Annotated in this window: 20 protein-coding genes; 11 read left to right on the top strand and 9 right to left on the bottom strand. The window is 56.6% G+C overall.

Annotated elements, in window-relative coordinates; translation table 11 throughout:
* Positions 1-43 precede the first annotated feature (43 nt).
* The 3 genes from Q1A07_RS17020 to Q1A07_RS17010 form a co-directional block, all read right to left on the bottom strand.
* Positions 44-2,629 carry an EAL domain-containing protein gene (locus Q1A07_RS17020; RefSeq protein WP_299783220.1) on the bottom strand — a complete coding sequence of 862 codons (2,586 nt, stop codon included), beginning with the start codon at positions 2,627-2,629 and terminating at the stop codon, positions 44-46.
* Positions 2,630-3,874 carry an ABC transporter substrate-binding protein gene (locus tag Q1A07_RS17015; protein ID WP_299783219.1) on the bottom strand — a complete coding sequence of 415 codons (1,245 nt, stop codon included), beginning with the start codon at positions 3,872-3,874 and terminating at the stop codon, positions 2,630-2,632.
* Positions 3,875-4,077: 203 nt separating this feature from the next.
* Positions 4,078-7,038 carry an ABC transporter transmembrane domain-containing protein gene (locus tag Q1A07_RS17010; protein ID WP_366944109.1) on the bottom strand — a complete coding sequence of 987 codons (2,961 nt, stop codon included), beginning with the start codon at positions 7,036-7,038 and terminating at the stop codon, positions 4,078-4,080.
* Between the two features lie 366 nt (positions 7,039-7,404).
* Between Q1A07_RS17010 and Q1A07_RS17005 the strand changes: the two genes are divergently transcribed.
* Positions 7,405-7,581 (top strand): hypothetical protein, encoded by a 177-nt coding sequence (locus Q1A07_RS17005; RefSeq protein WP_299783217.1) that lies wholly within the window; start codon positions 7,405-7,407, stop codon positions 7,579-7,581.
* A gap of 3 nt (positions 7,582-7,584) precedes the next feature.
* Here Q1A07_RS17005 and Q1A07_RS17000 read toward each other — a convergent pair whose 3' ends face one another.
* The 3 genes from Q1A07_RS17000 to Q1A07_RS16990 form a co-directional block, all read right to left on the bottom strand.
* The gene (locus tag Q1A07_RS17000; RefSeq protein WP_299783216.1) at positions 7,585-8,157 is read right to left on the bottom strand and encodes a hypothetical protein; all 573 of its coding nucleotides are present in this window, start codon (positions 8,155-8,157) and stop codon (positions 7,585-7,587) included.
* Between the two features lie 90 nt (positions 8,158-8,247).
* Complete coding sequence (locus Q1A07_RS16995) at positions 8,248-8,970, bottom strand: RlmE family RNA methyltransferase (protein WP_299783215.1); 723 nt, start codon at positions 8,968-8,970, stop codon at positions 8,248-8,250.
* On the bottom strand, positions 8,970-10,085 hold the full coding sequence (locus tag Q1A07_RS16990; protein WP_299783214.1) for a Ppx/GppA phosphatase family protein: 1,116 nt from the start codon (positions 10,083-10,085) through the stop codon (positions 8,970-8,972). Before Q1A07_RS16990 ends, Q1A07_RS16995 begins: the two co-directional genes overlap by 1 nt.
* A gap of 288 nt (positions 10,086-10,373) precedes the next feature.
* Between Q1A07_RS16990 and Q1A07_RS16985 the strand changes: the two genes are divergently transcribed.
* The 10 genes from Q1A07_RS16985 to Q1A07_RS16940 all read left to right on the top strand — a co-directional run bounded on the left by Q1A07_RS16985 (position 10,374) and on the right by Q1A07_RS16940 (position 17,962).
* Positions 10,374-10,670, top strand: coding sequence for a virulence factor (locus Q1A07_RS16985; RefSeq protein WP_195822057.1), 297 nt, complete (start codon positions 10,374-10,376; stop codon positions 10,668-10,670).
* 48 nt (positions 10,671-10,718) lie between these two features.
* Positions 10,719-11,645 carry a methylenetetrahydrofolate reductase gene (locus Q1A07_RS16980; protein ID WP_299783213.1) on the top strand — a complete coding sequence of 309 codons (927 nt, stop codon included), beginning with the start codon at positions 10,719-10,721 and terminating at the stop codon, positions 11,643-11,645.
* A 15-nt stretch (positions 11,646-11,660) separates the two neighbouring features.
* Positions 11,661-12,743 (top strand): methyltetrahydrofolate cobalamin methyltransferase, encoded by a 1,083-nt coding sequence (locus tag Q1A07_RS16975; RefSeq protein ID WP_299783212.1) that lies wholly within the window; start codon positions 11,661-11,663, stop codon positions 12,741-12,743.
* Between the two features lie 219 nt (positions 12,744-12,962).
* Positions 12,963-13,238, top strand: coding sequence for an STAS domain-containing protein (locus tag Q1A07_RS16970; RefSeq protein ID WP_299783211.1), 276 nt, complete (start codon positions 12,963-12,965; stop codon positions 13,236-13,238).
* Positions 13,235-13,600, top strand: coding sequence for a response regulator (locus Q1A07_RS16965; RefSeq protein WP_195822053.1), 366 nt, complete (start codon positions 13,235-13,237; stop codon positions 13,598-13,600). Before Q1A07_RS16970 ends, Q1A07_RS16965 begins: the two co-directional genes overlap by 4 nt.
* Before the next feature lie 30 nt (positions 13,601-13,630).
* Positions 13,631-15,862: a chemotaxis protein CheA gene (locus Q1A07_RS16960; RefSeq protein WP_299783210.1), complete on the top strand. Its 2,232-nt coding sequence runs from the start codon at positions 13,631-13,633 to the stop codon at positions 15,860-15,862.
* Complete coding sequence (locus Q1A07_RS16955; RefSeq protein ID WP_299783209.1) at positions 15,859-16,317, top strand: chemotaxis protein CheW; 459 nt, start codon at positions 15,859-15,861, stop codon at positions 16,315-16,317. The genes Q1A07_RS16960 and Q1A07_RS16955 overlap by 4 nt, the downstream gene beginning before the upstream one ends.
* Positions 16,314-17,198 (top strand): protein-glutamate O-methyltransferase CheR, encoded by an 885-nt coding sequence (locus Q1A07_RS16950; protein ID WP_299783208.1) that lies wholly within the window; start codon positions 16,314-16,316, stop codon positions 17,196-17,198. Before Q1A07_RS16955 ends, Q1A07_RS16950 begins: the two co-directional genes overlap by 4 nt.
* A gap of 2 nt (positions 17,199-17,200) precedes the next feature.
* Entirely contained in the window at positions 17,201-17,587 is a 387-nt protein-coding gene (locus Q1A07_RS16945) for a response regulator (RefSeq protein WP_299783207.1), read from the top strand.
* Positions 17,588-17,962, top strand: a complete 375-nt coding sequence (locus Q1A07_RS16940) for a hypothetical protein (RefSeq protein WP_299783206.1) — start codon at positions 17,588-17,590, stop codon at positions 17,960-17,962.
* A gap of 524 nt (positions 17,963-18,486) precedes the next feature.
* On the opposite strand, the gene Q1A07_RS16935 is transcribed toward Q1A07_RS16940, so the two are convergent.
* The 3 genes from Q1A07_RS16935 to Q1A07_RS16925 all read right to left on the bottom strand — a co-directional run bounded on the left by Q1A07_RS16935 (position 18,487) and on the right by Q1A07_RS16925 (position 21,414).
* Positions 18,487-18,873, bottom strand: coding sequence for a chemotaxis protein CheD (locus Q1A07_RS16935; protein ID WP_299783205.1), 387 nt, complete (start codon positions 18,871-18,873; stop codon positions 18,487-18,489).
* Between the two features lie 128 nt (positions 18,874-19,001).
* Positions 19,002-20,165 (bottom strand): chemotaxis-specific protein-glutamate methyltransferase CheB, encoded by a 1,164-nt coding sequence (gene cheB / locus Q1A07_RS16930; RefSeq protein WP_299783204.1) that lies wholly within the window; start codon positions 20,163-20,165, stop codon positions 19,002-19,004.
* Between the two features lie 100 nt (positions 20,166-20,265).
* Positions 20,266-21,414, bottom strand: coding sequence for an acyl-CoA dehydrogenase family protein (locus Q1A07_RS16925; RefSeq protein ID WP_299783560.1), 1,149 nt, complete (start codon positions 21,412-21,414; stop codon positions 20,266-20,268).
* Between the last annotated feature and the right edge of the window lie 15 nt (positions 21,415-21,429).

Here is a 21,429-nt window from a genome sequence, read left to right as displayed (position 1 = left end):
GCCTAAATGGTAACACGGGCGGACATCTGTTGATGTTCACAGCCTAGCCGGTATTGCGCAGGCCGCCCTCGTGGGTTTTCAAAAACGCATGTAGCTCGCCAAATGGCAGCGCTTCGGAGAAGTGAAAACCCTGGAGCGTCGTACAGCCCATGCGCTGCATCATATCCGCGTGTTGTCGTGTTTCGACGCCTTCTGCCGTTACGTCGATTTCCAGTGACTCGGCGATACCGATGATCGAGCGCACCATGTTCTGGCACACGCGGGAATTTGGCGCCCCCATGACGAGACGCTGATCAATCTTGAGCACGTCCGGACGCACCCGCATCAGACTGATCATTGATGCATGGCCTGATCCAAAGTCGTCAATCTCGATCGACAACCCCTTTTCGCGGAGCAAATCCAGGGTGAAGTCGAGGAATTCCGGCTGGTCGTCGAGAAAAACGGATTCGAGTATTTCGAATGAAACAGCCGTTTCACCGAAATCGCGCTGATCTATTGCAAGGAGCAAGTCAGGGTCTGACAAACGGTTTGCCGTCACGTTGAAAGATATCTTCGGCAGGCACACGCCTTTTTCTTCCAGCGTGGAGACATCTTTCAGTGCCTTTTCCATGATCATCTTGTCGAGTGTGCTGAGCATCGACAGCTGTTCTGCTACCCGCAGGAAACTGCCCGGCAGCAAGACGCCCCGATCCGGATGCACCCAGCGCGCCAACACTTCGACGCCAATGACTTCACGGCTCTGGGCATCCACCTGTGGTTGGTAGAAGGGTTCGAACTCACCACGCTCGATCCCGCGTCGAATTTGTTCTGCAGTGTCGCGGACCCCGATGACTTTGCGATGCTCTTCGGCACCATAGGCGATCACCTGGTTGCGACCTCTCTCCTTTGCGAGGTAGAGTGCCGCATCTGCTGCGCGCACAAGCTCCCGCCGCTCCACCAATTGGCATTCCGAAGATGCAATGCCAAAGCTGGCACCCACACGAATGATCTTGCCTTCATAGTCGATAGGCTGTGCCACTTTTTGCAAAATGGAATGCGCCAAATCGCATGCAGCTTGCAGACTGCCATCATCGACAAGCAGAATGATGAACTCGTCACCACCGATCCGGACGGAGATGTTCTGTCCAGACGTCACATCACGCAGTATCCGCGCAACCTTGCACAAAACCAGGTCACCGGCCTCATGGCCCATGGTGTCGTTGACGTTTTTGAAGTGATCGAGGTCGATCCGGATAATGGCCAGCGCGGGCTTTTGCTCCGGACCGCGGCAATGCTCTTCAAATGTCGCGTTGAAACATCTCCGGTTTGGCAAGCCGGTCAGCTCATCGTGCAGCGCTTGCCATTCCATCGCCGATGTCGTTGCCAGCAGGTTGGCCTCATCCCGTTTGCGATCGGAAATATCGCTGGAAATTGCCATGTAACCATAGGGCTTGCCAAGGTCATCAAACAACGTCGAGATACTCAATCTGACCCAATATTCCTCGGTCACGTTCCTGTAGTTGAGCACTTCGACCGTCACCGGTGTATGAGAGATCAATGCGGCACGGATTTTGGCCCGAGCCTTGGGGTCGGTGTTTTTGCCCTGTAAGAGCTCACTGGGCAACTGTCCCTTGATCTGGCTGGCACTATAGCCCGATATGCGCTCAAAGGCCGGGTTATGCCAGATAATCCGCGTGTCGAGATCAGTGATCAGAATTGCTTCTTCGGCCTTGCGCGCAATGGCGGCAAGTTCGCTAAGCTCCTTTTGCTGCTCACGCAGCTTGTTTCGGGATCGCTCAACTTCCGCGTGTGGCCGCAGGATCGTCTGCTTACCAAGCCATCCAAAAACACCGAAGGGCAACAGCAAAGCTGCGGAGACGGCCAGAATAGCTTTGCTAACAAGCTCCTGCCCAATGGTTTTGAAAAGATTGCTTTCGGACGTAAACAAGAGCGACAAACCTGTGGTGCCGATCGGCACGAGGATCGCGTTATCATCGCTTGCCTTCAAATGAGCCACATCCGGGGATTGCACGATGCGCTTGTTCAGTGCAATCACGTCATCCGGTTTGGCCGCATTGTACAGTGGGACATCAACCACGGTGACCAGAACACCTTCGGCAAACCCCTGGTGAAAAATCGGCGCGGCAATCAGGATTGTCTGCCGGTCCGGTATCCGGCCGACATGGGACTGGACCACCTTTGTCGTCATCTGGTTTGTTGTCAGAACTTCAAGACTGAGGCTTCTCGCAACCTGCATCATGTCCAGCGATTGGCTCTGAGTGCCCACGATGTGAAAGCTCATTGGGTCACCGGAGAAATCAAAGATCAAGAACTCCGAAATATCAGCCGGCAAGACGGTGTTTTCAATACGGTCGACAAACCCATCATCGGTCATGACGTATCCCAGAACATAGGACAACAATGCAGGTTCCGAGGTCAAAAACCCGGTCAGCGATTCACTTGGATCAAGGATCGCATCCACGCGCGCCGCTTCCCGCTGAGCCTGGCTGACGATGGCTTGGCGCTGTGTTTCCAAAAGAAACGGTTTCGAAGTGATCCAAACAGCAGCGGCTGACGTTGCCAGGGCGAGAGCGAAACTGCACCCGATCAGCACCCAGAAAACCCTGTTTATTGAACCAATATTGCGCATTCAGCGGTCCCGCTGCACTGAGTCAGCCAGAACAAGACCGCTTGCTTGGGAAAATGCCACCATACACAAATCAGGCATACCAAGAGCCTCATGCGCATCCGGATTGGTCATGGAGTACGCGCGGAATGGCCTCTCGTAGGACTTTAGAATTCCCTCGATTGGCCCGGGCAGGTTTTCCAACGCCAGCCGCACCATATCGCGTCGCGCCGCAATCGGCGCATCGCCCCATTCGACCGTATTCACCGCCTGCTCAAGGGCGGCGAGGAACAGCTTCGTCAGGTCGTATCCATGCACAAACCCGGTAGAGGACGGAACGTCTGATAAACTGTCAAACTGTGTGCCACGCTGGCTCGCCCCATCCAGAGCGCGCGCAAGGACGGCGCCGCCTCTTTGCTGAACTTCCAGACCACAGGTTTGCAGGACCTCCATGTGCATGCCCATGCGCACGGCGGGTGAGACTTGTTTCTCGAATTCACCAGCAAGGATACCCCAATGACTAATGATCTTCACGTCAGGCAGAACCTCGTGCAATGCATTCACAAGCAGCGCACCAGTGTCAGCACTGGCAAGCATGATCACACAATCCGGGCGCGTGGTTGCCATTGACGCCGCAACGGAGCGTGCGCTGGCAGTGCCAAGGCCTGCCGAAAACATGAACACCGGCGCTGCATCCTGCCCTGCGTCACTGAACGCCTCCTGCATGGTGCTGCTGTTGGCGCGGCCCCATCCGGTATCAATCAGCAAGAGTGCTGTGCGGCGACACTGTGCATTGTTCACCGCGCGACTGACCAAGAACGGGCCTGCCTTTGTGTCATCGACGGATAATCGAAAAATCCAGTTTTCGTCCCCAGCATCGGCGCGCGTGATCGGACCGGCCGCAGACCAGGGCAAAAGCAGCAGAATACCGTTCTCATTGATATACTGTTTGTTCGTCAGATAGGGTGGTGACAGCGAGCCACCAACGATGGCAATTGCCTGTGGATCCTTCCGGAATGCGCGCAGGTTGGCCAATGTACGTTTCGAATTGGCCCGATGATCCTTGCGGACAACGTCAAGCTGGATACCCGACACCTGATATCCGACCTCCGCCAATGCGGTATGAACACCAAGATCAATCGCCTCTGCCGCCCGGCGGGAGATTGAAAAATCTGCATCAATGTAGAGGCTCAACCTGTCGGCCCAAGCGGATGGTGCGACGCCCAGCACGACCACACACGTCAGTATTTTCAGCACGTTTCTGAACATGAGGACCTCCTGGGTTTTTGGGCGCGTTACCCCAAGCGCAATCTTAGTCTTCCCAGCGATTTGATTTCGTTAACGACCCGGAAATGAAACCGCGACAAAGCACAATATTTCGAAGGATTTTTTTTCAAATTTGCAATGTCCGGTCGGGTTCAGCGTCATTCCGTCAAACGTGCAAATTCTCAGGCGGATGGCCGTCCGGGCACTCAACCTGATCGTTGCGATGTATATCCCGCAACGACCTGCAAAAGCTTGAAAGACGTGGCCGCATCGTTCTGAACGACGGCCAGGAACTCCTCAGCACCCAGCCGTAATGCCTCGACCTCTGTCCTGGCGCGCATGGTCAAGGCCCGCGGCTCATTGCGGATTACGCCAAGCTCTCCGACAAGCGAACCGGGTCCCACCATCGCCACTTGGGTTTCGCCGCGTCCCTCCCCGGGATGAAAAAGCTGCGCTTCGCCCGACAGGATCATGTAAGCGCCATCGGTTGGCATATCATTCTTGTGAAAAATGATATCGCCCACTGAGGCAGAAAACCAACGCGCCCCGAAGGCCAGCAGCCTGAGCTGCTTTCGGTTCAGGGCAGAGAACATCGGCGTCGTTTCCAGCGCCCGCAGCTTGCGCAACAGGTCTGCGCTTGCAGCGCTGTCGTCCGCAACTACTCCGGTCTGTTCTTCGGACACCATGCGCCCCTGGCGGATTTCGATGTGATCGTCAAAATCATCGATATCTTCGAAAGCTTCGCCAAGATGGATAAGGGTGGCGTCAGGTAAAAGCCGCCTCAGGTTCCGGGCCGCCGCGGCGCGTTCCAGCGCTTCCGTTCCCCGTAAGACATTGTCCAGAATGAGAATATCCGGCCGTTTAACCGCCGCCCTGCTGATGGATAGCGGCTCGACAAAGGCCGCTGGAAGATCGGCCCCGCCAAGGGCCAGGGGCAGATCGTAAATCAATTCCGTCACGCTCGACCGGAGCTCTGCCGTGTCAAGCACCTCCGAGACAATTTTGCGCAACTCATCCGCGCGTCCCCCCGCGGTGTCGGCAATCTTGCCGTAAAGCGCGTTTTCCAAAACCGTCAGCCCCGGTGCGATCCGGTCCGGGCGCAGAGGCACGTAAAGCGCCCGCAGCTCATCCTGAACCTTCAGACCGTTGGCTTTTCGCAGTTCCAGAATACGCTCCTGCATCGTATCGGAAAACGCGGGGCCAATCTGCTCCGCTGAAATCTGCGCAGGTACCGTCATCAGCAGAACCTTGTCGGCATCGCTCCAGGTCTGCGCGTCCCCCTGCCCGCGTGCCCTCAGCAGTTGCACCGAGCGCTCGAACAGTTCCGGATCCAGACCTAATTTGCGGAACAGCGGATGTTCGGTGCCATCGGTGCCGAAAATCTGGTTCAACAGATCGATCACATCACGGGACAGATCGAGAAGTCCCTCCTCGAGGCCGAGTTTACGCATCAGGTCAAAGAGATCGGTCTGCGCGGCCAGTTCCTGCTGGCTCAGCGGCCGACGCATTGTCGCGAAGAAGAGATTGCTGGTGACGGGCAGCGCCGGATTGTACCGCTCAGGGTCAAAGCGGTACACATGTCGGTCAAGGCCTGCGGCAACAACAGCCTCCCACACCCTTGGTCGCACCTCCACCAATCCGGCAACCAGATTGATCTTTTCATCGCTGTCGAGCTTTTGGTCCAGTGCGCGCAGATAGAGCGTCTCTTCCGATCCCATCGCTTCCAGCAGCGACTGCCACCACCCCCGTAACTCACTTGTTTGCTCGAGCCCGGCGAGGTCCGGATCCAGCCATTCGGCATTCAGCGGATCGCTGCTGTTGCCGGCGGCGGCGGCTTCCTGCGCCGCGTGCTGGGCATCTTGTGGAAGGGTGCCGGTCGGCCGCGACCTCAGGGACATCATCACGTTGTCTTCCAGCGATCCGCGAAAAAGCACAGGGCGCGCGCTGGCATGGCCGATGCGGGCGGCGATGACGGATTGGTGCAGGTTCTTGAGCGCTGTGTCGCCTACGGTGATCGTTCCGCTGGCAGGCATGACCTCTCGCGTCAAAAGATCAGACAACGCCTGACGGTCCTCGACACTGGGCGCCGTGACGGCCACCATCGATCCAGATGCAAATCGGGCCGTGATATTCTCCAGCACAGCGTTGCCATCGGCATCCGTGACCGTGACATCTTTCAATTCAATCGCACCATCAAGGTGGGGCAGCACCTCCGGCCTGCCGGTCATCAGCACCTCGTCAATCACACCGGAGGGCGAGAATTTCTCGGTCACCGTCTCCCAGCGCAGGCTCATGTCCTGCGCCTGATTATAAAAGGTCAGCAGTTCCTTCCAGGGCGAACTGAGGTCCTTGTACGCGGCCAGCGCCGCGACCAGTGCTCCCAGTGACACCGCGCCTTGAATGACCAGGTATCCGCCAACGGAGAAGAAGAAGAAGGGCGTCAGCTGAGTGATGAAGTTGTTGATAAACTTCATGAAGAATTTCTTCTGGTAGATCTGGAACCGAATGTTGAAGACAATGCCCAAACGATGGCTGATCGCCGACAGACGGTGGCGCCAGCCGCCGTGGATGCGCAGCTCTCCTGCCCCAGCGGCGCTCTCACCGATCATGGCGGCCAGCTGGCGCACTTCCTTGATCCGCTCCTTGTTCATCAGGTTGATCCGGCGCTGCAGCTTCGGGATCAGCCAGGCTTGCAGCGGGATCAGCGCCACGGCGGCCAGACCGAACCAGACACTTTGCAGAAAGAGAAACACAAGGATGGTGATCATCTGACCGGCCTGCAGCACCGGTTGCGTCAACGCATCCCCCATCATGCCGCCCATGGGCTCCGTCTCGCCGGTGATCATGGCCACCAGTTCGCCCTGGGACGTCCGCCGGAAGTAGGTCTTGGGAAAGCGCAGCATGCGGGAAATCAGGCTGTAGCGCAGTCGGCGCAGCATCCGTTCGGAGAGGATGCCCTTCATAGTGTTGATTCTCATTTTCAACAGGCCGTGCAGCAACACGGAAAGGAGAAAAGCAGCACAAAGCAGCGCCAGGAACCCCAGTTGGGTGAATTCGACACCCAACACCGTGACCGACGAGGATTGCGCGCCGATGGCATCGTTGATGATGCGCTTGGGTAGTTCCAGCGTCAGATAGAGGAATGGGAACAACGTGCTGGTGAACAACAGAAGTTTTATCTGGTCGCGCTTCGAGTACTTCCAAATAAATTGAAAGAGAGTCCGTTCGATGGTTCGCACCCCCATGCGAGACGTCGGCTCCTGCTGGGCCACGTCGAATTGAATACCCGCACTCTAGCGCAGGAAATTCAATTCGCGAACCGACTTCGTAACGCATGAGCCCAGATTACCGACCTGCTGCACCCTGTGGTTGAGAAAACCGGCCGGTCCGGGCGGATGGCTTCGGATTACACAAAATATTTCCTCAAATCTGCGAATCTCCTCACTTCTGCCCCACCCACGCCCGAGTTCGATGGTCAGACCATGGAGCAGGAACAATGATGGGGCCATCACATGTCAGATTTGCAAGAAAAGATGGATACGCGCCACGCACGGCTCTTTGAGTTGATCCGGCAGAAGAACCAGGCGGACACAACAGTGGCCCGGGTTCAGGGCCATACCATTCGACGCATCAGTGCGAATGAAGCGGTTCAAATGCAGCGTGCCGCCGCACGATCGTTGCAGGCGCGTTCGGAAACGCACCTGCACTGAATTTTAAAAGAAGGCTTCGGCGTTCAGGCCAACGGTCATGGCGCCAATTACCTCACCCGTCGCTGGGTCTGTCAGCGACATGGAGACCTGACCCTGGTAGGTCTGGGAACTCTCATCGAATTCCACCTCGTCGACAAAAACGGCCCCGGCTCCGGCTCCGTAGCTTTTTGAGAACTTGTCTTCATCGCCCTGCCAGTAGTCGGAGGTAACATCGCTTGCCGCGACGTTGAGCCCCAGCGCATCCATCACGAAAATCTCGGTGATCCGCCCGCCGGAGGCAGCGACCTGTTCCGCCAGGAAAGCGGACAGCGGGCGCCCCATGACGTCGCTGATCAGCGGCTGGGTGTCCTGGCCAACCTCGGCACGCCACTGGGTATCCCATTCTTCGATTTGCGTTGCGCTGGACCCGGCAGTTTGAGTGTTTTGCGACGTGATGGCATTGACCACCTGCGCGGACTGCGCCCAACTCATCACTTCGGTTTCGACAAATGATTTCATGGCGGGCGGTGCATCCACCGCGCCGGCGATGCCAGCGGCCACGATCATGGGAAGAGAGAAAGCAAGAGTGCGGATCATCGGAGGGGTCCTTTGTTGAGATCGGCGCGCCAAAGAGCGCTTGTACTGATCCCAAGCTATCCAGAACTCCTTTAAGGATCGGTAAAGCTTTTAGGCTTCGGCCCGAAACCCTGTCGCCACAACGAATTTTTCGGAACTGTCCGAGCGCGAGGCCGGTGGTTTGATGTTCGCGACCTTGGAGAATCGCTGCTTGAGCAGCTTTTGCAATTCGCCCTCCGCCCCGCCTGCCAGCACCTTGGCCACGAAGGTGCCGCCCTCATCCAGCACGTCGAAGGCAAAGTAGGCCGCAGCTTCGCACAGCGCGATGATGCGCAGGTGATCGGTCTGCTTGTGACCTGAACTACTGGCGGCCATGTCGGACATCACCACATCGGCCTTACCGCCCAGCCAGTCCTTGACCTTGAGATCGGCATCATCCTCCATGAAATCGAGCTGGTAGAGGTCGCACCCGGCAATCGGTTCCATCTCCTGCAGGTCGATCCCGAGGATCGTGCCGACCGCCTTGCCGGATTTCTCGCCCAGAGCGTTCACGCGTTTGACGGCGACCTGACACCAGCCGCCCGGTGCCGCCCCCAGATCGACCACCCGCGCGCCCGGCACGAGAAAGCGGTACTTGTCGTCCAGCTCCATGATCTTGAAGGCCGCCCTGCCCCGGTAGCCTTCGGCTTTTGCGCGTTTGACGTAAGGATCGTTCAACTGGCGCTGCAGCCAGCGGGTGGAGCTGAGCTTGCGGCCGCGGGCGGATTTCACCTTCACCTTCAGCTCGCGTTGCCCGCGTCCCGAGGTGTTCTTGCCGCTTGGGGTCTTGGCCATCAGAATTCTCCGTCTTCCAACACGCCGTCTGCGCTCATTTGCGCATAGAGTAAACCCTCGCGCAAACCGCGATCAGCCACCGACAGCCTGTCCGTGGGCCAGCAGCGCATCAAGGCCTGCAGGATGGCCGAGCCCGACATGATCAGCGCCTGCCGGTCCTGCCCGATGCGCGGATCGGCCCGCCGCCCCGCAGGCCCCAGCGCCAAATAAGAGCGGATGACACGGTCAATCTGCTCGGTGGTCATGTGCAGGCCGTCCACCTTGGTGCGGTCATAGCGCTTGAGACCCAAGTGGCTGGCGGCAACGGTCGTAACCGTGCCCGAGGTCCCGACGATCTGGAATTTTTCCGTGGGCTGGGTGTCGTGATAGGGCGTGAAATCAGCGAGGTTTTCCTCGAAAAACCAGCTCATCAGGGCAAAGCGGGCCGCGTCGTCTTCGACATCATTGAACTGGTCACGCAGGGTGGCCACGCCCAGAGGCACGGAAATCCAGTCGACCACCCGCGCCGCGGGCAGGTCGGAGACCGCCTGCTGGAACCCGCTGTGCAGGCGCATGATGGCCTGGGGCCGGTCCCCGCGCGGCACCTCTGTCAGATCGATCCACACCAGTTCCGTGGACCCGCCCCCGATATCGACCACCAGCAGATTTTCGGTGTTGCGGCTGACCAGCGGCGCGCAGGAAATCACCGCCAGCTGCGCCTCTTCCTGTGGCTTGATAATGTCGAGCTTCAGACCGGTTTCGCGGTGCACGCGGCGGATAAAATCATCTGCGTTCAGGGCACGCCTGCAGGCCTCGGTGGCCACCAGCCGCATGCGGCGCACTTTATTACGGCGCAGTTTCTGTTGGCAAATGCGCAAAGCCTGAACGGTGCGCGTCATGGACCCGCGCGACAAGCGCCCGGTTTTCTCAAGCCCCGCACCCAGTTGCACGGATTTCGAGAAGCTGTCGACCACATGAAAACCAGTGCCCTGAGGTTGGGCGATCAACATGCGGCAGCTGTTGGTGCCCAGATCGAGCGCGGCATAAAGCTCACCGGATCGGGGCGGAACTGGCGCGGGGCTCAGAGCCGTCTTTTTTTCGAGCGCGCCCGCACCTTTGGGACGCTGTGGCGCCATCTTTCGCGCCTTTCATTTCGAGTTGGGTTAAGAGTAGTCGCTGCCGACCGCTGGCGCAAGCGTCCGTATGCGCCGCTGGCCACTGGGCCGTTTTCACAGGGCCCGCAGTATATACAGCGGACCTCACAGTCTTCATGAGGATTATGGCGGCGCGCGCCTCTCGCGAAAGAGGCGCGTTTGCGATAGACCTTACGCGTCGCGGACAGATGTTGTTCTGTCGAAAATCGGCCTCGAAATTGGCTTTTCTGCCGATAGACAGGCGAGAAGAGAGTGAAGGGGAATCAGCCCATGCCTGACGTCACGATTGTTTATTGGCGCGATATTCCGGCCCAGGTGATCGTAGGCAAAGGCCGTCGTGGCTCCAAGCGGCAATTGCCTGAGCGGTTTGAGCAGGCGATTGACCGGGCGGCCATGAAGGTTGGCGCGGAGGACACCGATGCCTATCTGGCAGAGTGGCGCAAGGCCGCCCCCTTTCCCGTTGAGGGCGACCCCGATGCCGTTGCCGACGCCGAAGCCGCCCGTCTGGATGCGGAATATGACCGTGACCGGATCAAGGCCCTGATCAACAATGATGGCTGGGCCTGACCCCTGCCCCGATTTTTCGACCGACTTCTGACCCGAAAGGATCGCCTGATGGCTCTGCTGAACTTCAAGAAGAAAGACACGGCCCCGCAGACCCCCGCCAGCCCGGAGGTCGAGGCGTTTTTGCAGGATTACTCCATCGAGGTGATGCCGCGCACGGCAGAGAAGGTCGAGAACTTCCGCGACCTGCTGCCCGAGGGCACCCGCGTTTACATCGCTCATATCGAAGGCACGCCCATCGAGGACATGATCGCCACGGCCAAGCGGCTGAACGCAGACGGCTACCCAGTGATGCCGCATTTTCCGGCACGGATCATCAAGGACAAGGCGACGCTGGCTGACTGGATCGCGCGCTATCAGGGCGAAGCGGACGTCGATCAGGCGCTCCTGCTCGCCGGCGGTGTGGCCACGCCGCACGGGGATTTCGACAGTTCGATGCAGTTGATGGAGACCGGACTTTTCGATGAAGCCGGTTTCAAGCGGCTGCATGTGGCGGGACACCCGGAGGGCAACCGCGACATTGATGCGGATGGCTCCATGACCAATGTGACCGCTGCGCTGCACTGGAAGAACGACTTTCAGAGCCGCACGGACGCGCAGATGGCGCTGGCCACGCAGTTTGCCTTTGACGCGAAGCCGATCATCAAGTGGGCCGACGATCTGGCGGCGCAGGGCATCACCCTGCCCGTGCATATCGGCATTGCGGGACCCGCCAAGCTGCAGACCCTGATCAAATTCGCCATTGCCTGCGGTGTTGGCCCCTCGCTGAAGGTGCTGCAGAAACGCGCGATGGATGTCACCAAGCTGTTGCTGCCCTATGAGCCCACCGATGTTGTGGCCGAACTGGCAGCCCACAAGGCAGCCAACCCCGACTTCAACATCACCAACGTGCACTTTTTCCCATTGGGCGGCATCAAGACCAATGCTACCTGGGCCATCGCCAATGGTGGTGCCGCCACTGCCCCTGCAAACGCCTGATCCAAGGACATCTGAATGACCCGTACAATTGTCGAATCCAAGACCAAGACCGCGATCATCGGCTTTGATCAGCCCTTCTGCGTCATTGGCGAACGGATCAACCCAACGGGCCGAAAGAAGCTGGCGATGGAGCTGGAGGCGGGTGATTTCACCATGGTCGAGGCGGATGCGATTGCTCAGGTGGCCGCAGGCGCGAACATTCTGGACATAAATTCAGGGGCCGTTTTCACCAACAAGATGGCCGAAGATGCCCGTTATGCCGACAACAATTTTGTCGAGCCGCCGCTGATGAAGGAGTTGGTGGAGCGGGTGCAGGCCATTGTCGATGTGCCGCTGTGCATCGACAGCTCGGTGCCCGGTGCCTTGGAATCCGGCCTTGAGGCTTGCGAAGGGCGCCCCCTGCTGAATTCCGTAACCGGGGAAGAAGAGCGGCTGGAAATCGTGCTGCCGCTGGTCAAGAAGTACGACGTGCCGGTGGTGGCCATTTCCAACGATGACACCGGTATCTCCGAAGACCCCGACGTGCGCTTTGCCGTCGCCAAGAAAATCGTCGAGCGGGCTGCTGATTTCGGTATCCCCGCGCATGATATTGTCGTCGACCCGCTGGTCATGCCGATTGGCGCAATGGCCACCGCCGGTCATCAGGTCTTTACCCTCGTGCGGCGTCTGCGTGAGGAGCTTGGGGTGAACACCACCTGCGGTGCGTCCAACATCTCCTTTGGTCTGCCCAACCGGCATGGCATCAACAACGCCTTTCTGCCGATGGCAATGGGGGCCGGGATGACATCGGCGATCATGAATCCGGTCGCCCTGCCCGTGCCCGCCGCCAAGATCGAGGCCAAAAAACTGGAACTCGCTGCTGCGGGCGTCGTGTTTCCGGACGATATGGATCTGGAACTCTTTTGCCAGCTCACCGGCCTTGGATCGACCAAACCGCGCCCCGGCAAGGAAATGGAAGCGATTCGAGCCGCGAATTTCCTGACCAATAATGACCCGCACGGGGGGGCCTGGATCGCGTTCAACAAGGAAGCGCCGAAACCCGGACAGGAAGGGCGCGGACGTGCCGGTCGCAGCGGAGGGCGCCGACGCCGCGCCTGAACCGCTCCACCAAAGTACATGTATGAAAACCCCGGCCACGAGTGTCGGGGTTTCTCATTTTCCGCTCCGGAAACTCTGTGTTGGCGTTTGGTCCTCAAAAGTTTTTAGCGGGTAACTCCGTCTTAACGGACTGCGCTCTACAACCGCTTCACTCATGTACAAAGCCGATGTGGAGAGAGCGATGCACCTGCAAAGATCTTGCAATTTGAGGAGAGCGCGATGAGTGCCCCTATCCAACTCGCTCCCCGGCTCGACCTGCCCGCAGCGTCCGCACTGGCAACCACCTTGAAAGAGCAGTCCGACGGAGAACTCGTTCTGGACATGTCGGATGTAAAACACCTCGGCGCGCTTTGCCTGCAAGTTATTCTGTCTGCCGCGACGAGCGCTGTTGAGGCCGGCCGTTCGGTCTCCCTGATCAATGTCTCCGACCGGGTGATTGATCAGCTGCGGGTCATGGGCATGACACCGGAAGCTGTTGCGAGGGGACGCACATGACATTGGAAATTCTGGCCGTGGACGACAGCCGCACCATGCGTGACATGATCCGTCTCGCTCTGCTGCCTGCTGGTTTCAACGTGCATACCGCCGATGATGGCGTGCACGGGATTGAGGTTCTTGATGGTATCGAGCCCGACGCGATCATTACGGACATCAACATGCCGCGTATGGACGGGTTCGGATTTATCGACGCGGTGCGCGGTCAGGACAAACATCGCGCCACGCCTATTCTGGTTCTCACGACAGAAGCGGCGCCTGAGTTGAAAGCGCGCGCGCGCGACGCCGGGGCCACCGGCTGGATTGTGAAACCATTCGATCCCTCAAAGCTTATCAAGGCTTTGCAGATGGTTGCGGGGTAAGGGGGTCCGATGTCAGAGTCCAATGATCCCATGGCAGAAATCCGCGCCTCGTTCTTCATCGAGTGCGAGGAGCTTCTGGAGGCGCTGCAGGATGGGCTGCAGGCGCTGGATGACGGAGATGAAGACCCCGAGACGATCAACGTCGTCTTTCGTGCGGTTCATTCCATCAAAGGGGGCGCCGGTGCTTTCGGGTTGGAAGCGCTTGTGCGATTTGCCCACCGTTTCGAAACGGTCCTGGACGAGGTACGCGCGGGCAGAATGTCGCCCGAGAGCGACGCCCGCAAAATATTCTTCCAATGTGCGGATCACCTTTCGGACCTGGTGCGGATCAGCCGGGACGACGGTGATCTGCCCAAAGATGAAACGGCGAAGCTTCTGGCCTCTCTTGACGGTCTTCTAGGCGAAACCGGCGCGGCAGAGGAAGAAGTGGAAGAGGAAGAGATCGATTTCCAGCCTGCAGCGCTGTCCTTTGACCTTGACCTGGGCGACGAGGAAGACGGCAGCCCTGATGTGCCGGACCTTCCCCCGTTGGACGATCTGCCTACCCCTTCTGACGTGGGTTTCACCATTCGCTTCAAACCGGACAACGATCTGTTTGAAACCGGCAATGAACCCTTTCACATGCTGCGTACGCTGGATGAGCTAGGCGAGTGTAGCGTTACCTGTCACCTGGATGAGCTGCCCGATTTCGACACGCTTGTGCCAGAGCAATCCTACTTGTCCTGGACGATCGAGTTGAAGACCGACGTGGATGAAGCAGAGATTTCGGCGGCCTTTGAGTTTGTCGAAGGCTTGTGCACGCTCAGTATCGAGAAAAACGATGCTTCAGGTAATGCTCAAGAACCTGATGTGCCCGACCAATCAGTGACCGAGGCAGAGGCCGAAGATCAGCCGAAGGACGTCGACGCCGCACTGGAAATTCCACCGCTTGCCCCAGTCGATGAACCTGTCAAAGATGTACAACCCGAACCTGAGGTGGCCTCACAACCTGATGGTGCTGCCAAGCCAAAGGCTTCACCACCCAAGGCGCCATCTCAAGCCGCCGCCGCCAAGTCCGTTGTGCGTGTGGATCTGGACCGCATTGAACGGCTGGTAAACTTGGTTGGCGAACTTGTCATCAATCAGGCAATGCTGTCTCAAAGTCTCGAAAGCTCCGGCCTCTCGCCGCATTCAGATGCGATGAATGGGCTAGAGGAATTCCAACGCCTGACCCGAGACATTCAGGACAGCGTCATGATGATCCGGGCGCAACCGGTGAAATCGCTATTCCAACGCATGTCACGGATTGTCCGCGAAGCATCATCCGCCGTTGGGAAAGATGTGCGCCTGAATACCGAAGGTGAGAGTACGGAAGTCGACAAGACCGTGATCGAAAGACTGGCCGATCCGTTGACGCATATGATCCGCAACGCGGTTGATCACGGGCTTGAAAGCTCCGAAGATCGCGTTGCCGCCGGCAAATCTGAACAAGGACAAGTCAACCTGACAGCTGCGCATCGCTCAGGAAGAGTAGTGATTGAGGTCTCAGATGACGGTGGCGGGATCAACCGACCGAAAGTCCTGCAAATCGCCATAGATAAGGGTCTCGTACCTGCAGACGCGTCCTTGTCCGATACAGAAATAGATAATCTATTGTTTTTACCGGGTTTTTCAACTGCCTCCGTCGTATCAGATCTCTCTGGGCGTGGTGTTGGCATGGACGTGGTTCGCACTTCGATCCAAGCGCTTGGCGGTCGCATCTCAATTGCGTCAACACCCGGCGCAGGCACAACTTTCTCAATTTCATTGCCGCTCACTTTGGCTGTTCTTGACGGCATGGTAGTGCAAGTGGCTGATGAGACGCTCGTGCTGCCCCTGAATGTTGTAATCGAAACTCTCACACTTACCAACGACGACGTGGAAATGGTGCGGCCAGGCGCAAACGTGGTTCGTGTCAGAAGCGGATTTGTGCCCTTGTTCGATCTTGGAAAGGAGCTTGGGTATCGAGATCCCATTGAAGACTATCAAGGCTCCGTCGTCCTTCTTATCGCCCATGAAGATGGCAGCCGCGCAGCGTTAATCATCGATAGCATCCAAGATCAGCGGCAGGTGGTGATTAAGGGATTGGACGACAGCTTCTACCGAGCCCCAGGTATCGCCGCAGCCACCATACTTGGTGACGGACAGATCGCTCTGATCTTGGACACGTCCGACATAATCAGCAACGCAATCGGCGCGGGCGGCACGGCGGCCTCCCAACCATCTACAGGACTGACGGCATGAGTGACAAAGAAACATCTACTGCAATCGAATTGTTGACCTTTCAGTTGGCCGACCAGGAATACTCGTTAGACATTATGTCAGTACGCGAAATTCGTGGATGGACAAAAACCACTCCATTGCCGCACGCCCCGAGCTACATGAAGGGTGTGATAAACTTACGCGGTACGGTTTTGCCGGTTATGGATTTATCTGAAAGACTGGGTCTCAAACCACAAGAACACACCGACAGGAATGTAATAATAGTCGTCAACCATGACGATGTTATGACAGGACTGCTAGTCGACGCGGTTTCCGACATAATCGCCTTGACGGCTGACGACTTGCAACCTCCGCCAGAAATGCAAGCCAACACTTCCGTAAACGTGGTTAGTGCTATTACCTTGATTGATGAACGTATGATCCGCGTTCTGGATCTTAGCTCCATCGTATTGTCCGTTCAGAACAACGCAGCATGATGAAAACTCAAACTGCAGATACTGTCATCGACGCAAAGAGCTTTGAAGCTATCGCTCACCTTGCCTATCGCGAGAGCGGCTTGCAGTTGGCGGTGGAAAAAACATCAATGATTCAATCACGCCTCCGACATCGATTGCGTGCACTGAATATTTCAGATTTTGAAAATTACAGCGCTTTCGTTTGTTCTGATGAGGGACGTCAAGAGAGACGGCACATGATTTCCGCACTCACTACGAACGTGTCACACTTTTTTAGGGAAAAGCACCACTTCGACAGGCTTCAAAAATGTGTAACCAGAGACTTTTTGCCGAGATTGCGCAACGGTGACAGAGTCAGAATCTGGTCGGCAGGGTGTTCCAACGGCCAAGAGGCATTTTCAATAGCAATGTCGTTATTAGAAGTGGCTCCTGATATTGGCGAAATGGATATTCGTATTTTGGCTACTGACATCGACTCCACAGTCATCGGTTTCTCCAAGGCGGCAAGCTACCCAGATCGGCTTACTTCCGGTATCCCGAATGAATTGTTGCAAAAGTACTTTGTTAAGAGAACTGAAAAGGAGGAAACGGTTTTTTGCGCCAATGAAAAGCTGCGCAGCCTTATAAGGTTTAACGAACTCAACCTTTTGTCAGAGTGGCCAATGCGGCACAGTATGGATGTAATATTCTGCAGAAACGTGGTCATCTACTTCGACGTTGAAACTCAAAATCGGCTTTGGCCCCGCTTTCACCAAATTCTACATCCGGACGGAATTCTATTTCTGGGTCATTCGGAGAGAATTGCGGATCCGCAGGCAACAGGCTTTGAAACCGATGGGCCAACAACCTATAGACCGATGAATGCAAGCGGTCAGATTTCGTTAGAGCCAAGGGGGCAATAATCATGTCATTGCGAGACCAAATTAGAATTATGGTTGTTGACGATATGTCCACTAGTCGTGGCTTGATTACGCAAGCATTGGATGCCTTTGGCATACGGAATGTTTCAACAGCTGAAAACGGGGTGGATGCACTCAAGGCGCTGGCGACGCATCCCGTTCACCTAGTAATTTCAGATTATAACATGCCACAAATGGATGGATTGCAACTACTCCACCATTTGCGTACCTCACCCAAAACTAAGGGCGTCGGGTTTATCCTGATTACCGGTCGCGCCGAGCAACAAATCGTCGATCATGGCAAAAAACTAGGGATGAATAACTACTTGAAAAAGCCATTTGAACAGGCAGGGTTACGCAATTGCATAGAGGCCGTGGTGGGTCGCTTGTAGATGGGCCTTCATGTCAATTCAGAGGAGCGCATCAGCGAAGTAATCCAAAGGGTTTCAACTTACTTGGACAGACTCGCCGGTCAGGTATTCGAAGTCGAAAGCACAATTGGTCGAGCGGTAGAAGAACAAAAAGCTTCAGATTCGCACATGATAAAAAACCTGCAGGCTCTGGATTTCTTACGCCAATCTTTGGAAGATTTGGCACTTATGACGCTTCTGTTAAGTAGACAGGAAAGACCTCACCTGGGTCCAGTTGAACTGCAGAAAGTACGTGCCGGGTTAAAGCTAAAGGCAACCCAGTCTTTGCTATACGGCGAGGATCATCCCCATTTTGGTGACACAAATGAAGCCGATAGTGATTTAGATCTTTTCTGAAGGGCAGCCCCTTTAACTCTCATAACCCGCTAGTCAAATTGACAGTAACTTCAAGAATGTGAGTTCGTGAATTTCTTACGCAAAAGATCTGAGCTTCACCTACCGTAAGCGCTCCCCAGCGCACGAAATACTTCGAACACCACAAGTGAACTCTAAACAAATAAAAAAGTTGCCACTACATCCTTTTGTCTTGAAATTTAAAATCCTTTACGACCTTCAGTAATCAGTTCCAAAATAGCTGACTGCATACTCGCAGTGCGAATTTCACGATCAAAGGCAGTAGAGAGAGTAACACGTTACCACTACCCAGCGAAATACTGTACATGCAGCCTGTCGAGGAGATCCATTCTTTTCAGTAGTGCTACAAGATTAGAACCGCAGAAAATTCAATGATCTTAGGCTAAGTAGGCTGAACACCATTCACTTCTGCGAATGATATCTTCGCTCAATTCTAATTGAACTTCCAATTTTTTGGCACCAAAGCGGTCCCGACCTGAGCATTTCAGCATCAGTTACCCAGGTTGTCAAAACAGCTCAAGCTCATTCCCGTCACTGACAGGCGCCTGCACTAGAGACACAGATTCCTGAAGGTCATCGCCACGGATTTTTTGCATCACACGACCTGTGGCCGGCCAGAACATCAAATGTCTTGCTGTTTCTCCACCAAGAGAATGCCCTTCGCAGGTAATACCCTCCTTTTCGAGAAACGTTAAAATGAAAGCGCTATTTTGTTTTCCGATCTCACTCAAGCCAGACACCATCTGGGCGCCGCCAAACGCTTTGGCGCGAAGCCGGTCGCGGTGGCCACCCTTTTTGAGTATCTCGTTGATCAGAAGTTCCATCGCATTGATCCCGACAAGATTACAAGCTCCAGATTCCGCGGCGCTGGTGGTCAGCAGCATATGGTTCATACCACCAACACCAACTACCGGATCCCACAAACAACAAGATACGCAGGATCCCAGCAGAGTGGTAATCACTAGATCAGGATCGGACCCGACTGCCTGTTCTCCCTGCGTAATGTGAATGCGCAATGCAGTCATCTGATGGCTACCGTGTCCGACGGATTGTGCGGGCGCCGTGTCACAATTCGACTGTCACGCAGCACAGGTCCGATGCGCTCCAGAGATACTTCCTCCTGCACCGCACCCAACGCTTTCGCGGCACGCGGCATACCGTATACGACACAGGTATCTTGGTTCTGACCAAAGGTTTTCGCCCCGGCTTGTGACAGTTTCAACAGACCCTCCGCCCCGTCGCGACCCAATCCGGTCAGCAGGGCAGCCGAGACATTTTTCGCTTCTGGAACAGCGGAAGAAAAAAGCACATCGACCGCCGGACAATGCAAGGCCGGAGGATCGTTTGGCACAAATTGAAAAAACCAGCGCCCGCCCTTACGTAGCAATTCCGTGTGCTTGCCATTTCCAGGAGCGAGTACGATGTCCCCTCTGTGCAGCGCATGGCCTTCCCGGGCGAGGTACACGTTCTGACGCAACTGACGGTTCAGTCGCTCAGAAAAACTGCATAGGAAATTACCAGGCATATGCTGGACAACCACCACAGGTGGTCCGTCCGGATGCAGCATGGGCAGCACGGTCTCCAAAGCGGCAACACCACCGGTAGAGGCCCCAAGAAGGATGATCGCGCCGCGGCGACAGGGCTCGCGCACACCGAATGAGGCAGGTGTCGCAACTGCCTCCTCTGGCGCAGCACTGCCCGCGTTTGACTTCAGACGCATCTGCAATTGTGAAGGTCGGGTGCAGGCTGCGTGGTACACGCGTTCGCAGATATCCTGAGTGAGTTCCTCGCCATAGGCCGAGGAGGGTTTGACCATGCAATCGATCGCGCCGCGGGACAGGGCCTGAATGGCTGCATCACTGCCTGCCGCAGTCAGGCTCGACATCATAACAACGGGCATGGGACGCGCCCGCATCAGCCGGGTCAGAAAATCAAGCCCGCTCATTCCGGGCATTTCGATGTCCAGTGTCAGCACATCGGCGGCGTGTGCCTTGAGGTAGTCCCGCGCTTCGATGGCGTTGCAGGCCTCACCTACGACATTCAATCGTCGATCTGCAGACAGAACAGCCCGCAGCCACGATCGCATGACCCGGGAATCGTCCACAATCAGCACTTTTTTAGGTACGTCATGGCCAATTGGCGCATCAGTCGTATGGGTCATTGTCACATCATTTTCCTGTGCCATGCAAGCAGAGGCCGGCGCACCGGTCACGCGCCAAGGTATGGCAAAGAGTTATGAAGCGACGCTTAATACCCGACTAAATCCGGTTCAGATCAATGCACTGTCAGGCGGCGTTGTCGGCAATCATCTGACGCGACACGATCAGGCGCATGATCTCGTTGGTGCCTTCCAGAATTTGATGCACCCGCAGGTCGCGAACGATCTTCTCGACACCGTAGTCGGTCAGATAACCATAGCCGCCGTGGATTTGCAGGGCATCATTGGCCACGTCAAAGGACACATCGGTCACAAAAACCTTCGCCATGGCGCAGAATTTTGTGGCATCCGGTGCCTTGCTGTCCAACTTCCAGGCCGCCTGGCGCAAGAAAACGCGCGCGGCTTGCAGTTTCACTTCCATATCCGCCAGTTTGAATTGCAGAGATTGGAACTGATCGATTGATTTACCAAAGGCTTTGCGCTCTCCCGCATAGCTCAGCGCGGCATTCAGCGCCGCCTGCGCGCCGCCCAAGGCAGAGGCCGCGATGTTGAGGCGCCCGCCGTCCAGTCCGGCCATGGCATAGGAAAATCCGCGGCCTTCCTCGCCGATCAGATTTTCGGCAGGCACAGCACAGTCGTCGAATTGCACCTGAGCTGTGGGCTGGGCCCGCCAGCCCATCTTGCTTTCCAATCCGCCAAACGACAGCCCCGCACTGCCGGTTTCGACAACCATGGCGGAAATACCTTTAGGGCCGTCTTCGCCGGTCCGTACCATGGTCAGGTATGCGTCGGAATAGCCGCCGCCGGAAATGAAAGCCTTGGTACCGTTCAGCACGAAACCTTCGTTGCTGCGGTCGGCGCGCGTGCGCAAGGCGGCGGCGTCTGAGCCCGACCCCGGCTCCGTCAGGCAGTAGGAAAAGATCGTCTCCATGCGGCACAGCCGCGGCAGCCATTTAGCCTTGCTCTCGTCGGAACCGAACTTGTCGATCATGCCGCCGCACATATTGTGGATCGACAAGAAGGAGGCGACCGCAGGACAGGCCATCGACAAGGCCTCGAACACCAGCGTTGCGTCAAGCCGGCTGAGCCCTGACCCGCCGAACTCCTCGGAGACGTAGATACCCGCCAGCCCCAGTTCCGCAACCTTCGGCCACAAGTCCTTGGGTATCGTGCCCTGAGCCTCCCACGCCTGCGCATGAGGCGCGATGTGCTCCTGCCCAAAGGCATATGCCATGTCGAAGATTGCGGATTGTTCTTCCGAGGCTGCAAAATCCAAGAGCTCACCCTTTCC

This window comes from uncultured Roseobacter sp., from assembly GCF_947492555.1.
Classification (GTDB): Bacteria; Pseudomonadota; Alphaproteobacteria; order Rhodobacterales; family Rhodobacteraceae; genus Roseobacter.
The sequence above is the reverse complement of the archived record's forward strand: the minus strand, read 5'-3'. Positions and strand labels throughout refer to the sequence as shown.

Coding starts and splice junctions, on each gene's coding strand:
- Q1A07_RS17020 (WP_299783220.1), bottom strand. CDS start 2,629: ATGCGCAATATTGGTTCAATAAACAGGGTTTTCTGGGTGCTGATCGGG.
- Q1A07_RS17015 (WP_299783219.1), bottom strand. CDS start 3,874: ATGTTCAGAAACGTGCTGAAAATACTGACGTGTGTGGTCGTGCTGGGC.
- Q1A07_RS17005 (WP_299783217.1), top strand. CDS start 7,405: ATGGATACGCGCCACGCACGGCTCTTTGAGTTGATCCGGCAGAAGAAC.
- Q1A07_RS17000 (WP_299783216.1), bottom strand. CDS start 8,157: ATGATCCGCACTCTTGCTTTCTCTCTTCCCATGATCGTGGCCGCTGGC.
- Q1A07_RS16995 (WP_299783215.1), bottom strand. CDS start 8,970: ATGGCCAAGACCCCAAGCGGCAAGAACACCTCGGGACGCGGGCAACGC.
- Q1A07_RS16990 (WP_299783214.1), bottom strand. CDS start 10,085: ATGGCGCCACAGCGTCCCAAAGGTGCGGGCGCGCTCGAAAAAAAGACG.
- Q1A07_RS16985 (WP_195822057.1), top strand. CDS start 10,374: ATGCCTGACGTCACGATTGTTTATTGGCGCGATATTCCGGCCCAGGTG.
- Q1A07_RS16980 (WP_299783213.1), top strand. CDS start 10,719: ATGGCTCTGCTGAACTTCAAGAAGAAAGACACGGCCCCGCAGACCCCC.
- Q1A07_RS16975 (WP_299783212.1), top strand. CDS start 11,661: ATGACCCGTACAATTGTCGAATCCAAGACCAAGACCGCGATCATCGGC.
- Q1A07_RS16970 (WP_299783211.1), top strand. CDS start 12,963: ATGAGTGCCCCTATCCAACTCGCTCCCCGGCTCGACCTGCCCGCAGCG.
- Q1A07_RS16965 (WP_195822053.1), top strand. CDS start 13,235: ATGACATTGGAAATTCTGGCCGTGGACGACAGCCGCACCATGCGTGAC.
- Q1A07_RS16960 (WP_299783210.1), top strand. CDS start 13,631: ATGGCAGAAATCCGCGCCTCGTTCTTCATCGAGTGCGAGGAGCTTCTG.
- Q1A07_RS16955 (WP_299783209.1), top strand. CDS start 15,859: ATGAGTGACAAAGAAACATCTACTGCAATCGAATTGTTGACCTTTCAG.
- Q1A07_RS16950 (WP_299783208.1), top strand. CDS start 16,314: ATGATGAAAACTCAAACTGCAGATACTGTCATCGACGCAAAGAGCTTT.
- Q1A07_RS16945 (WP_299783207.1), top strand. CDS start 17,201: ATGTCATTGCGAGACCAAATTAGAATTATGGTTGTTGACGATATGTCC.
- Q1A07_RS16940 (WP_299783206.1), top strand. CDS start 17,588: ATGGGCCTTCATGTCAATTCAGAGGAGCGCATCAGCGAAGTAATCCAA.
- Q1A07_RS16935 (WP_299783205.1), bottom strand. CDS start 18,873: ATGAACCATATGCTGCTGACCACCAGCGCCGCGGAATCTGGAGCTTGT.
- cheB (WP_299783204.1), bottom strand. CDS start 20,165: ATGGCACAGGAAAATGATGTGACAATGACCCATACGACTGATGCGCCA.